Origin of the sequence: Rhizobium phaseoli, assembly GCF_003985125.1 — a bacterium.
Lineage (GTDB): Bacteria > Pseudomonadota > Alphaproteobacteria > Rhizobiales > Rhizobiaceae > Rhizobium > Rhizobium phaseoli.
This window is the reverse complement of sequence record NZ_ML133570.1, coordinates 92022-105062: the sequence shown is the minus strand read 5'-3', so window position 1 is coordinate 105062 and position 13041 is coordinate 92022. Positions and strand designations below refer to the sequence as shown.

13 protein-coding genes are annotated in these 13041 nt (G+C 61.7%); 3 read left to right on the top strand and 10 right to left on the bottom strand.

Annotation, left to right across the window (positions count from 1 at the left end; all coding sequences use genetic code 11):
• Positions 1–175 precede the first annotated feature (175 nt).
• Complete coding sequence (locus tag EFD56_RS12365; RefSeq protein WP_126905388.1) at positions 176–367, bottom strand: DUF1192 domain-containing protein; 192 nt, start codon at positions 365–367, stop codon at positions 176–178.
• Between the two features lie 153 nt (positions 368–520).
• Positions 521–1801, bottom strand: a complete 1281-nt coding sequence (locus EFD56_RS12360; protein ID WP_004679449.1) for an MFS transporter — start codon at positions 1799–1801, stop codon at positions 521–523.
• Positions 1802–1972: 171 nt separating this feature from the next.
• Here EFD56_RS12360 and EFD56_RS32595 point away from each other — a divergent pair, with 171 nt between their 5' ends.
• Positions 1973–2137, top strand: a complete 165-nt coding sequence (locus EFD56_RS32595; RefSeq protein ID WP_012485131.1) for a hypothetical protein — start codon at positions 1973–1975, stop codon at positions 2135–2137.
• A gap of 22 nt (positions 2138–2159) precedes the next feature.
• Here the strand turns inward: EFD56_RS32595 and EFD56_RS12355 are convergent, their stop codons facing one another.
• The 8 genes from EFD56_RS12355 to tkt all read right to left on the bottom strand — a co-directional run bounded on the left by EFD56_RS12355 (position 2160) and on the right by tkt (position 12029).
• Positions 2160–3083: a PhzF family phenazine biosynthesis protein gene (locus EFD56_RS12355; RefSeq protein ID WP_126905387.1), complete on the bottom strand. Its 924-nt coding sequence runs from the start codon at positions 3081–3083 to the stop codon at positions 2160–2162.
• Positions 3084–3348: 265 nt separating this feature from the next.
• A complete protein-coding gene (locus EFD56_RS12350) occupies positions 3349–4371 on the bottom strand; it encodes a class I fructose-bisphosphate aldolase (protein WP_037118104.1) in 1023 nt (340 codons plus the stop codon).
• Between the two features lie 285 nt (positions 4372–4656).
• On the bottom strand, positions 4657–5859 hold the full coding sequence (locus EFD56_RS12345) for a phosphoglycerate kinase (protein ID WP_170965683.1): 1203 nt from the start codon (positions 5857–5859) through the stop codon (positions 4657–4659).
• Positions 5860–5929: 70 nt separating this feature from the next.
• The gene (locus EFD56_RS12340) at positions 5930–7804 is read right to left on the bottom strand and encodes a potassium/proton antiporter (protein ID WP_126905386.1); all 1875 of its coding nucleotides are present in this window, start codon (positions 7802–7804) and stop codon (positions 5930–5932) included.
• A 378-nt stretch (positions 7805–8182) separates the two neighbouring features.
• Positions 8183–8362 carry a hypothetical protein gene (locus tag EFD56_RS12335; protein WP_126905385.1) on the bottom strand — a complete coding sequence of 60 codons (180 nt, stop codon included), beginning with the start codon at positions 8360–8362 and terminating at the stop codon, positions 8183–8185.
• Between the two features lie 143 nt (positions 8363–8505).
• Positions 8506–8820, bottom strand: coding sequence for a hypothetical protein (locus tag EFD56_RS12330; protein WP_126905384.1), 315 nt, complete (start codon positions 8818–8820; stop codon positions 8506–8508).
• A gap of 143 nt (positions 8821–8963) precedes the next feature.
• Entirely contained in the window at positions 8964–9974 is a 1011-nt protein-coding gene (gene gap, locus EFD56_RS12325) for a type I glyceraldehyde-3-phosphate dehydrogenase (protein ID WP_126905383.1), read from the bottom strand.
• Between the two features lie 81 nt (positions 9975–10055).
• A complete protein-coding gene (tkt, locus tag EFD56_RS12320; protein WP_126905382.1) occupies positions 10056–12029 on the bottom strand; it encodes a transketolase in 1974 nt (657 codons plus the stop codon).
• A gap of 332 nt (positions 12030–12361) precedes the next feature.
• Here tkt and EFD56_RS12315 point away from each other — a divergent pair, with 332 nt between their 5' ends.
• The gene (locus EFD56_RS12315; RefSeq protein ID WP_004673381.1) at positions 12362–12637 is read left to right on the top strand and encodes a DUF4164 domain-containing protein; all 276 of its coding nucleotides are present in this window, start codon (positions 12362–12364) and stop codon (positions 12635–12637) included.
• A gap of 16 nt (positions 12638–12653) precedes the next feature.
• Positions 12654–13031 carry a cell division protein ZapA gene (locus EFD56_RS12310; protein WP_004673378.1) on the top strand — a complete coding sequence of 126 codons (378 nt, stop codon included), beginning with the start codon at positions 12654–12656 and terminating at the stop codon, positions 13029–13031.
• Positions 13032–13041 lie beyond the last annotated feature (10 nt).

Genomic DNA, 13041 nt, shown 5'->3' with positions numbered 1-13041 from the left:
GGGAGAAAAATCAGACCAATTCACCGCGTGGAAAACTGTCTGAGACCCAGAGAAAATCTGGATGAATATAGTAATACCTTATAAAGCTTAATATTTTATTAACACTGTGCTGAATGAAGACTTGAGGCTGACTCATTTTGCCAGCCATGGTCTTGTTTTCTGACGTTTTTGCCGGTCACGATCGAAAGAAGCTTTCCGCCGCCTGTCGTCCGGAGGCCTTGCGGGCGACCTCGGCTTCCACGCGGGCAATCTCGCTCTTCAGCAATTCCACCCGCGCCTTCAGCTCATCCACGGAAAGCATGGAGAGATCGGTGCCGATCTCATGGGCGGTTTTCTTCTGCGGCCGGTCGTCATCGATAAAGCTCATCGGTTCTCCTCCTTTTGCTGCAGGCAGCATGATGGCGAAAAATACGGTTGATGCGGAAGGGAAATCTAGGCCGATCCGGCCTAAACCACCCATGTCCTGAGCCTCCCGTTGATGAGTCACGGAAAAAACCGCAGCGCAGTTCTGCGGGGCGCTCTATCCGAACTTTACAGCAGGATCGCCGCTTTCGGGAGACTTGCCGGTGCCGCGATCGGCCAGCGACATGCTTTCCGGCGTCAGCATCGGCGATGTGCCGGTCGGGATCGTCGTATAGGCATCGCGGTCGCTGGCCGGGACGGCAGCGCGGATGCGGCTTCTGACAATGGCATAACCGGTGATCAGCACATGGGCGACGGCGGTGACCAGGAAAAGCGCATGCGGGGTGATCGCCGACATCACGGGGCCGCCGAGCGTCGGGCCGATGACGGTGCCGATGCCGTAGAGGAGGAGCAGGCCGCCGGAGACCTTGACGAAATCCTCCGATGCCGCGAAGTCGTTCGCGTGAGCGACGGCGATCGGGTAGAGCGTATTGGCCACCGCGCCGTAGAGGACAACCAGCCCGATCAGCAAGGCGGGCGATGTCGGATGGAGCATGAAGATCAGCAGGCCGGCGAGCGCCGCGATCGCCGACATGGCGGCGAGCACGTAACGCCGGTCGATCCGATCGGAAAGCCGGCCAGCCGGCAACTGCATCATAGCGCCGGCGAAGATGGTGGCGCTCATCATGATGGCGATGCTGGTGTCGGAAAGACCGGCGCCGGCGCCGAAGACGGCGCCCAGCGTGCCATAAGCACCGTTAGCGATACCGACGAGCAGGATGCCGAGGCAGGAGACAGGCGAATTGCGGTAGAGCGCCGGCAGGTCGAGGCGCACGGCCTTCAGCGGCTGCGGCGAGGCGGCGGTCGAAAGCGTGGTCGGCAGCATGGCGATGCAATAGAAGATGCCGCAGATCATGAACAGCACCGGCGTGCGCACATCTTCGAGCGGGATCATCATCTGGCCGCCGACAACGCCGAGCAATGTGATGCCGATATAGAGCGAGAAGATCGCACCGCGGCTCTCGTTGCTGGCGCGCTCGTTCAGCCAGCTTTCGATGATCATCGACGTGCCGGCGGTGGAGAAGCCAGTGACGGCGCGCAGCACCACCCACCAGACGGGATGGATGATGATGCCACTCACCAGCGCGATGATGGCGATAATCGAGATGAAGCCGGAGAAGGCGCGCACATGGCCGACGCGGCGCACCAGTTTCGGCGCCACCAGGCAGCCGATGACGAAACCCGCGGCCCATGAGGTGCCAAGCAGGCCGAGCGTCGTCGTCGCATAGCCTTCGAGATTGCCACGCACCGGAAGCAGGATGCCCTGCAAGCCGTTGCCCATGAAAAGGAAGAGCGTGCCAAAGAGCAACGCGGCGACGGACAACAGATTTCTCTTCATTTCCCCAGACTCGGTCTCAGCGATTGTAAACGGACATAAGGCAAGACCTGCGTCTGCCCGGCCTCAAGATGATTGATTGTGCCCCGGAATCTCTTTACGGCGTGTCGGATCCTGTGTTCGCGCGGAAAAATGTCCGTCCTGTGACATTCCGAAAAATGGAAAAAATAAAGCATGACAAAGCTGATAGCCTTGCTGCTCATCCTTGCCATGGCGATACAGGTGATCAAGCCGCTCGGCTTTCCCGGCCTCCGGCGGCGCATGGATTTCTGGAAGATCGCGCTGATCGCCTTCGGCGTCTGGGCATTGGCGCTTTTGTCGCGCGACTTCCTGATGTGAGCCCGCACTCCTTGCGGGACCGTCAGTCCTGCAGGATGATTTCTCCGCGCATGACGGAAACGCAGCGTCCCGAGATGACAACATCGGTGACGATCCCGCCGGATTTCACGACATCGAGGGCAATGATGCTGCGGCGGCCCATTTCGACGCCTTGTTCGATGGTGATGCGGACATCCATATCGGCGTCCGGCGCGAGCGACACCAGATAGGCGCCGAGGGCGGCCGAAGCGCTGCCGGTTGCCGGGTCCTCGGGCACATTGTCGAGGGGCGCGAACATGCGGGCGCGAATGTTCCATGGATTATCCGCCGACCTGGCATAGACGAAGAGCGAAAAGTCGTGGCCGCTCGTCGTCTGACGGCCTGCGGCTGCTTGGAAACCGGCAAGGTTCGGGCGGGCGGCGGCCAGGCTTTCCAGCCCCTTCAATTCGGCGACGGCGAAGTTCAGACCGACCGAGGCAAAGACCGGCGCGTGGGTAGTGGTGACGATGACGCCCGGATCGAGAGAGATGCAACGGCCAACGGTTTCCTCGGCAATGGTATCGCCGACCGTCAGCGGCTGCGGCGCGCGGATGGCGGCGGCCGTGACCTTTCCGCCGCTGCGTTTCAAATCGACTTCGACGATGCCGGCCTTTTCCTCGAAGCGCAATTTTTCACCGACCGGTCTGCCGAAGAGTTCTGCCTGCTGCCCGAGCACAAAGGCGGTGCCGACATTCGGATGGCCGGCGAAGGGGATTTCCATCGTCGGGGTGAAGATGCGCACGTGGGCCGAATTCCGCGGATCTTCCGGCGGCAGGACGAAGGTGACTTCGGAATAGTTGAACTCGGTGGCGATCCTCTGCATCGCCGCATCGCTCAAGCCCCGGGCATCGGAAATGACGGCAAGCGGATTGCCCTCGAAGCGAGTGGAGGTGAAGACGTCGACGGTGAGGTAGGAGAGGGTGTTCATGGCGGCTCCTGTTTGTGGCAGGCCGCTATGAGTAAGCATGGTTTTTAAGGGAATGAAGCGGTTTCTTGTCGCCGTGACAATGAGAGGGGAAGCGTCTTACGCGGACGCACTTGTTGACCACGCAACTTCCCCGGTGGCGATGGGGAGGACGGGGTCTCTCCAGTCTCCTCATTCCTGTGACGAGCATAGGAATGAGGGAGGCGAGGGGACCGGGCGCGAGCGGCAACGCTGGTTCGCCGCTCCCGCCCGGATCCCAAGTCCACAATCAGGCGGCCTGTTCCAGGTCTTTCTTCCAGTTGCCCTTGGCGGCGAGGCTGTTCATCTCGGCGCGGTGGGTGAATTCGCGCTGGCCGGCGGCGACATTTTCCGGCTTGCCGTTCCAGGCCTTGAGGGCGCTGTCCTGCAGGGCGCGGCCATAGGAGAAGGTGACGAGCCAGGGCAGGTCAAAACCATTGATCGCGGAAAGATGCGCGGTCGCCTCTTCCGTGGTCTGGCCGCCGGAGAGGAAAGCGATGCCGGGAACCGCAGACGGAACCGTGCGCTTCAGCACCTGGACGGTGCGCTCGGCAACTTCCTCGACCGATGCCTTGCGGGCGTTCTTGCCGTCGATGACCATGTTCGGCTTCAGGATCATGCCTTCGAGGCTGACGCGAGCTTCGGCCAGTTCCTCGAAAACGATGCGCAGGGTGGATTCAGTCACTTCGGCGCAGCGGTCGATGTTGTGGTCGCCCGGCTTGCCGTCCATTAGGCATTCCGGCTCGACGATCGGCACGATCTTGGCTTCCTGGCAGAGAGCCGCATAGCGAGCGAGTGCCTGAGCGTTGGCGCGGACCGAGCCGCGGGTCGGCAGCGAGGACGAGATGGCGATGACGCCGCGCCATTTGGCAAAACGGGCGCCGGCTTCATAATATTTGGCAAGGCGTTCGCCAAGACCGTCGAGGCCTTCGGTGATGGTTTCGCCGGGAAATTTGACCATAGGCTTGGCGCCGGTATCGACCTTGATGCCGGGAATGGAACCGGCAGCGCGGATGATGTCGACGAACGGCGTGCCGTCGGCAGCCTTCTGGTAGAGCGTCTCTTCGAAGAGAATGACGCCGGAAATATATTTCTTCATCGCCTCGTCGGAGCGGAAGAGCATCTCGCGGTAGTCGCGGCGGCTGGTTTCGGTCGATTCGAGGTTGATCGTGTCGAAACGCTTCTTGATGGTGGAGGTCGATTCATCGGCGGCAAGCAGTCCCCGGCCGCCCGCAACCATCTGCACTGCAATGTCTTCCAGTCGTTCGCTCATTCGATCTCTCCACAGCGTTAAACATGGCGGTTTAAGAATATAGGACGGCGATAACAGAAGTTTATAGGGAGGAAAATGGAAGGCTAAGTCATTGAAACGATTGAAATCAATTCAATCGTTTGAAAAAATGGGATTTTTTTCAGCCCTTGAGCAAAAGACCGCGGAAGGCTTCTCGCCACCGCGGTCTATCCACATGTAAAACCTGCCAAATTGGCTTTGCGGCGCCGCACCCCCCTATAGCAAGGTGCGACGCCGAATGCGTCTTTCGCGCCGAGGCGCTGGGTCTTATCCGGCGGCGTTGAGGACGGCGACGCCGGGAAGTTCCTTGCCTTCCATCCATTCCAGAAAGGCGCCGCCGGCGGTCGAGACATAGGTGAAATCGTCGGCAACGCCGGCATGGTTGAGCGCCGAGACGGTGTCGCCGCCACCGGCAACCGAGGTCAGCTTTCCGGCTGCGGTGCGCTCAGCGGCATATTTCGCGGCAGCGACGGTTGCGGTATCGAAGGGCTCGATTTCGAAGGCGCCGAGCGGACCGTTCCAGACGAGCGTTGCGGCGCGCTCGATCCAGGCGTTGATAGCCTCGACCGATTTCGGCCCGACGTCGAGCACCATGGCATCGGCGGGAATAGCGTTGATATCGACCGTCTCGCTGGCCGCACCCGCCTTGAATTCGCGGGCGACCACACCGTCTTCCGGCAGGATGATGGCGCAGCCTGCAGTCGCGGCCTCGATCATGATCTGCTTGGCGGTCTCGGCGAGATCATGTTCGCAGAGCGACTTGCCGACATTGGTGCCGCGGGCGGCGATGAAGGTGTTGGCCATGCCACCGCCGATTACGAGCGCGTCGACCTTCTTGACGAGGTTCATCAGGAGGTCGATCTTGGTCGAGACCTTGGCGCCGCCGACAATTGCGACCACCGGGCGGACCGGGGCGCCGAGGCCTTTTTCCAGCGCTTCCAGCTCGGCCTGCATGGTGCGCCCGGCATAGGCCGGCAGGTGATGGGCAAGGCCCTCGGTCGAGGCATGGGCGCGGTGAGCGGCGGAGAAGGCGTCGTTGACATAAATATCGCCGTTGGCGGCAAGCGCCTTGGTGAAGTCGGGATCGTTCTTTTCCTCGCCTTTGTGGAAGCGCGTGTTTTCCAGAAGCAGGATATCCCCGTCATTCATCGCGGCGACGGCGGCGGCGGCGGCCTCGCCGGTGCAGTCGGACGCCGTCGCCACGGCGTGATCGAGCACTTCCTCGACGGAAGGGGCAATCAACGACAGCGACAGATCCGGCGAAGGGCCGTCCTTCGGTCGGCCGAAATGGGCGAGCAGGATCACCTTGGCGCCCTTCTCGGACAATTCGAGGATCGTCGGCGCCACACGCTCGATGCGCGTCGTATCGGTGACCTTGCCATCCTTGACCGGAACGTTAAGGTCGACGCGGACGAGCACGCGCTTGCCGCTGATGTCGGTGAGATCGTCGAGGGTCTTGAATGCAGGCATGGGGAGGATCCAGTCTTGGTTGGCGGAAGTTGCGCCGACCATAGCAAGGATCATTTCAGACGCAAGGCGTTCAACGGCCGTTTTCGCGTCTGGCTTCCTCCCCTCCGGCCGATGCTTTGGCCGCGCCCTCGGAGGTGGCCGCTTCGTGGCTTCGGCGTCCCTTCAGCCGGTCGCGGATGCGCTGGATGATGTCCTTGAGATTGATGAAGATCGGCAGCGTGATTGCCGGTTCGACCGCTTCGAGCGACATGCCGACTGAGGTCACGTGGTCGTGCTCGTCGAGATCGCGGACGATGAGAATGATCGAGCCAAGGCGGACGCGGTCGGCATAATCGGCCTTGCCGCCGAGGCGCTGGCGCATCAATTCGGCGATCGTCAGGCCCTTCTCGGATTCGTTGAGCAGGCCGGGACCGTAGGCGGCGTCGAGATCGGCGGCGGGGCGGGCAGGCGAGAGGGCGAAGGCACCAAAGAATTCGGCATCGTCTTCGTCCACGGGCGCACGGCTGGCGAACAGCCGGTCGAGCAGGCGGGAGTAGCTCGGCACGATGAAGAGATAGACGAGATCGTTCTCGCGCAGCCGCCCGGCATATTGATAGCGCATCGATTTGCCGTCGCGGATCACAAGCGAGGGGGTTGCCCAGCGCGGAATGCGCTCGCCGCGCAGCACCGGACTATCCTTGATGACGCGATAGGAGAGCAGTTCGTGGTTGGCAGCACCCGGCAGATCGACCTCGACCTTGTCGACGGCACCGATGCGTGGGGGGATGATGAGGCCGAGCTTTTTGGCGACGGGTTTGATTGTCCAGCCTTGCACCAGCAGGGAGACCAGCACGATGATGAAGGCGGTGTTGAAGAAGATCTGGCCGTTTTCCAGCTTGCCGAGGATCGGCATGATGGCAAGCAGGATGGAGACGGCGCCGCGCAGACCGACCCAGGCGACGAAGCCGATTTCCTGCTGCGTGTAGTCGAAGGGAAGCAGCGACAGCCAGACGGCGAGCGGCCGGGCGACGAAGATCAGGAAGAGGGCAAGCAGGATGGCCGGCACGATGATCACCGGGAATTGCGACGGCGTGGCGAGCAGGCCGAGCACCAGGAACATGATGATCTGTGCCAGCCAGGTCATGCCGTCCTGAAAGCGCTTGATGGTGCCGATTGCCTGCATCTTGCGGTTTCCGGCATAGATGCCGGCGACGTAGACGGCGAGGAAGCCGCTGCCGCCGACCGCGCCGGTGAAGGAGAAGACGAGCAGGGCGAGCGCCAGCACGAAGATCGGCGTCAAGCCGCGATCGGTATCGAGCCTGCTGACGATCAGCACGATCATCATGCCGCCGAGCAGGCCGAGGATCACGCCGAGCCCCATCTGCTGCACGAACATGGCGAGCATGCTGATGTTGATGCCGGCATAGCGTTCGCCGCTCGCCAGCACTTCGACGAGGGCAATGGTGAGAAAGATCGCCATCGGATCGTTGGTGCCGGATTCGACTTCGAGCGTCGAGCGCACCTTGTCACGGATATTGATGCCGCCGATGCGCAGCAGGAAGAAGACGGCGGCGGCGTCCGTCGACGCCACGATCGAGCCGAGCAGCAGACCTTCCAGCCAGGTGAAGTTCAACAGCCACATGGCGGCGACGGCAAAGAGTGAGGCAGTGATCAACACGCCGACCGAGGCGAGCGTGAGAGAAGGCACGGCCGCCAGCCGAAAGGCCTGCATCGGTGTGCCGAAGCCGGAATCGAACAGGATGACGGCGAGCGCGATGGAGCCGAGAATATAGGCCAGGTAGTTGTTGCTGAACTCGATGCCGAGGCCATCGACGCCGGCGGCAAGGCCGATCATCAGGAACAGCAGCAGCAGCGGCGCGCCGAAGCGGAAAGCGAGCAGGCTCGAAAAAGCAGCTAGAAGCACGAGCGCTGTCGCAACCAGCACCACGATATAGAACGCTTCCATGCCCGCCCCTTTCCATCGACTGCCTCGCGGATACGGCCACCCCCGGCCGATCCGTCTATTTCCACCCTCCACCACGCGCGTCGATCCAGTAAACGGCAAAACGGCAGAGAAGGGTAGGCCTTGCGGCTTAACCTCGTCTCGTGCTGCATCATGCTGCTGAACAGCCACCGGACGGCGACCGACACGGAAATGCTACGGGAGAAATTCTCTATAAAGAATGTATAGGAAAATCAGGCGAGAGCAGGGCGAAAGGCAGGAAGATCGATTTTTCCTGCGGGTATCCGCAACCGCGACAGGATAGGGCACGCTTCTGCTTTCACGCGGCCCTTTCGTCTTGTCCAATGATGGGAACGAAGGGATTACAGCCGCGGATCGGCGCTATCCCAACACTGCCTGAAGTATGATAACGGCGAGAAACGAAAGGCCGATGGCCGCGGCAACCCGGATCACCAGCCGATCAGCCTTCGCCAGCACAGCAGGTCGGACGTCCCGCTTCCGATGAAACCGCCGCCGCCGCTTGAGGGTGGTCTGGGACAAGCGTTTTTGCGCCTCTGCCATTGATCGCCTCCGCTTGGATCTTAACATCGCTCAATCTATCACGTTTGGCCAACGGATTGCCAACCTGCGATTCCATCATTGCGGTCACACCGACCTTTCGCTTCGAAGCGGTTTTCAAAGCCGGAAACGATGTAGAGCGACCGTCAGTCCTCGGCGTCTTCGCTCTCGTCGGTCAGATCCTCGACCGGAACCAGGAAAACGACGAATTCGTCGTCGATGGTCCGTTGCGGATCGTCATCGAATTCATAGGCGTGCTCGACTTCACTGGCTTCCTCGTCGGTCGCCTTGCGCAGGCTGAGCGCTGCCTTGCGGTCCCAGAGCGGCTTGCCTTCGGATTCGAGGATGGTCAGGTCGTCGCGAAAATCCTCCGCCTCGAAGAAATGCGTCGCTTCCTCATGGTTTTTCGAGCGAAAGCTGGCAATGGCGCGGCCAGCGATCTCAACGGTAAAGTAATCCATCCATCTCTCCCTATCTGCCCGGCCGGCAATGCGGCTCAGGGCTTGGTGCACCATAGCAGATTTTCGCAATTGATCCGGGGCGGTGCCTATAACAAAACGGCCCGGTTTCCCGGGCCGCTTGCGATTGGTCGTTCGTCAGACTCTCAGATCAGCTTGGCGAAGGCAACGGCCGTGTCCGACATGCGGCTGGAGAAGCCCCACTCGTTGTCGTACCAGGACAGAATGCGCACGAAGTTGCCTTCCATGACCTTCGTCTGATCGGTCGCGAAGATCGAGGAGTGGCTGTCGTGGTTGAAGTCGCGGGAGACGAGCGGCTCGTCGGTGTAGCCGAGGATGCCCTTCAGCGCGCCGTTGGAGGCGGCCTTGATGGCTTCGTTGATTTCGCCGACCGTGGTCGCCTTCTTGGAGACGAACTTGAAGTCGACCACCGAAACGTTCGGGGTGGGAACGCGGATCGAGGTGCCGTCGAGCTTGCCCTTGAGGTGCGGCAGCACGAGACCAACGGCCTTGGCGGCGCCCGTCGAGGTAGGGATCATGGAGAGGGCAGCTGCGCGGGCGCGATACAGGTCCTTGTGCATCGTGTCGAGCGTCGGCTGGTCGCCGGTGTAGGAGTGGATGGTCGTCATGAAGCCGTGGTCGATGCCGACGGCATCATCGAGGACCTTGACAACCGGCACCAGGCAGTTGGTGGTGCAGGAGGCGTTGGAGATGACCATGTGCTCCTTGGTGAGCTGGTCATGGTTGACGCCGAAGACGACGGTCAGGTCGGCGCCGTCGGCAGGAGCCGAGACGATGACGCGCTTGGCGCCGGCCGTCAGATGGGCGGCGGCCTTGTCGCGGGCAGTGAATATGCCGGTGCATTCCATGGCAATGTCGACGCCGAGTTCGCGGTGCGGAAGCGTTGCCGGATCCTTGATCGCCGTGACCTTGATCGGCTTGCCGTTGCCGACGGTGATCGTGTCGCCTTCGACCTTGACGTTTGCGGGGAACTTGCCGTGGATCGAGTCGTAGCGCAGCAGGTGGGCGTTGGTCTCGACCGGGCCGAGGTCGTTGATGGCGACGACTTCGATGTCGGTCCGGCCGGATTCGACGATAGCGCGGAGGACGTTACGGCCGATGCGGCCGAAACCATTGATGGCAACCTTGACTGTCATGTGCATTCACTCCCGATAGAATAGAGCCCGATGGAGAGGGCCTGGAATTGAGGAGATGGAGAGCGCCTCAAGGCGCCCTCTTTAAAGCTTTGCTTCCGCAGCCGCAACGACGGCGTCGGCGGTGATGCCGAAATGCTTGTAAACGTCCTTGACCGGGCCGGAGGCGCCGAAGCCCTTCATGCCGATGAAGCTGCCTTCCGGTCCGATGAACGCGTCCCAGCCTTCGCGCACGGCGGCTTCGACGGCGATCTTGACCGGCGAGTTGCCGAGAACATCCTTGCGATAGGCGTCCGGCTGCTCGAAGAACAGTTCTGTGCAGGGCACCGACACGACGCGCACCGAAACCCCCTTGGCTTCGAGCGTGGCGCGGGCGGCGACGGCGATTTCGACCTCGGAACCGGAAGCGAAGATCGTCACCTTGGCATCGGCGTTGCCGGCGAGCGTATAGGCGCCGAGTTCGCAGAGATTCTTCTCATTATACTCGGTGCGGACGGTCGTCAGGTTCTGGCGGGTGAGCGCCAGCGCGGACGGACGGTTCTTGCTCTTGATGGCGATCTGCCAGCATTCCGCCGTCTCGACGGCGTCGGCCGGACGGAAGACCTGCAGGTTCGGGACGGCACGCAGGCCGGCGATCTGCTCGACCGGCTGGTGGGTCGGGCCGTCTTCGCCAACGCCGATCGAGTCATGCGTCAGGACGTGGATGACACGAATGCCCATCAGCGCCGAGAGGCGGATCGGCGGGCGGCAATAATCCGAGAAGATCATGAAGCCGCCGCCGTAGGGAATGAGGCCGCCGTGCAGCGAGATACCGTTCATGGCAGAGGCCATGCCGTGCTCGCGGATGCCCCAGTGCATGTAACGACCCTTGAAATCCGTCGGGGTGATCGAGACCATCTGGCTGGTCTTGGTGTTGTTCGACGGCGTCAGGTCGGCGGAGCCGCCGAGCGTCTCCGGCAGGAAGCCGTTGATGATTTCGAGCGCATCCTCGGACGCCTTGCGGGTGGCGACGGTCGGTTTGGTCTCGGCGAGTTTCTTCTTGTAGTCGGTGATCGCCGCGTCGAAGCCTTCCGGCAGTTCGCCTGCCATACGGCGGGAGAATTCCGCTCTGGCCGGCGACTTGGAAAGAGTTTCTTCCCATGCCTTGACGATATTGTCGGAGCGGGTGCCGGCTGCACGCCATGCTTCGAGAACGTCGGAAGGGACGACGAAGGGCTCGTAATCCCAGTTCAGAGCCTTGCGGGTCGCGGCGATTTCATCGGCGCCGAGCGGGCTGCCGTGCACCTTGTGGCTGCCGGCCTTGTTCGGAGCACCGAAGCCGATGACCGTCTTGCAGGCGATGAAGGTCGGGCGATCGGACTTGTGGGCGGCCTCGATCGCATCGGCGATGGCAGCCTGATCGTGGCCGTCGATCTCGATGGTGTTCCAGTGGACGGCCTTGAAGCGGGCGATCTGGTCGGTCGAATCCGACAGCGAGACGGCGCCGTCGATGGTGATCGAATTGTTGTCCCAAAAGAGGATCAGCTTATTCAGCTTCAGGTGGCCGGCAAGCGCGATCGCTTCATGGCTGATGCCTTCCATCAGGCAACCATCGCCATTGATGACGTAGGTATAGTGGTCCTGCAGATCAGCACCGAATTCATCGCGCAGCTTGCGTTCGGCAATCGCCATGCCGACGGCGTTGGCGATGCCCTGGCCGAGCGGGCCCGTCGTGGTTTCGATGCCGGTCGCGTGGCCATATTCCGGATGGCCGGCGGTCTTGGAACCGATCTGGCGGAACTGCTTCAGGTCCTCGACCGTCATGTCGGGATAACCGGTCAAATAGAGCAGCGAGTAGAGTAGCATCGAGCCATGGCCGGCCGACAGCACGAAGCGGTCACGGTTCGGCCAGTGCGGCTTCTTCGGGTCGAAGCGCAGATATTTGGTGAACAGGACCGTTGCCACGTCGGCCATGCCCATCGGCATGCCGGGGTGGCCGGAATTCGCCTTTTCAACGGCGTCCATGGCGAGGAAACGGATCGCATTCGCCATCCGGTCGTTTTGTTCGGGAGAGGTCATGGCTTTTCCGCAAGCTCCGAGTGTCGGGGGATGGCCTCGAGCCTCCAAGACCATCGAATGAAAGCGGCAGAGACATAGCAGTTAAGACGGGCGAGTCAATAAATGGCGGGCCGAATCCGGCGGAGTTGCGGCGATTTTTGACATTTGTTCGTGCGATTATACAAATGACAAATCTTATGCGACAGGCACCGATAAAACGCTCATCCACAAGATAGGCCGGCGGACGGGTGCGGGGATTTATTGACGGGCCGTCGGCGAGCTGCATATCCTTTTGAACTCACAGGATCGGCGCGGAGTGCCGATTCGCAGATCCTGCGCGGGAATCGGAAGGCATGACGCCCACAGGCAAAACCATGGAAGCAGCGCTCAACGAGCTGAGACAGGCGATTTCGAGCCTCGAAAACGCCGTCGACATGCGTATCGAGCGGCAGCGCGAACAGGGGGAGATCGAGGGCGAGGTGCGGCGCGTGCATGCTGACCGCTCCCGGCTGGCGCAGGAGCTCGACCAGGCTGAATTCCGTGCCAACCGGCTGGAAGAGGTCAATCGCGAGGTCTCGCGGCGGCTGGTGACGGCCATGGAGACGATCCGCGCGGTTCTGGATCGCTGATAAAGAGAGTTTTAGCATGGCGCAGGTAACGGTAACGATCGACGGCAAGGCCTATCGCATGGCCTGCGAGGAAGGGCAGGAGGATCATCTGACCGACCTCGCTACCCGTTTCGACCGCTATGTCGGCCATCTCAAGGGTCAGTTCGGCGAAATCGGCGATCTCAGGATCACCGTCATGGCCGGCATCATGATCATGGATGAGATTGCCGAGCTGACGCGCCGCATCGCGGGCCTGGAATCCGAGCTCGAGTCGCTGCGCGGCAACCGCGACACCGTGCTTGCCGCGACCGCCCGCACCGAGGAAACGCTGGCGGCGGCGCTCGGCGAAGTGTCGAGCCGCATCCGCGGCATCACCGACAAGCTGAACGGCCGCTCCGCCCCGGAGCTCAACTGATCTCAATTAA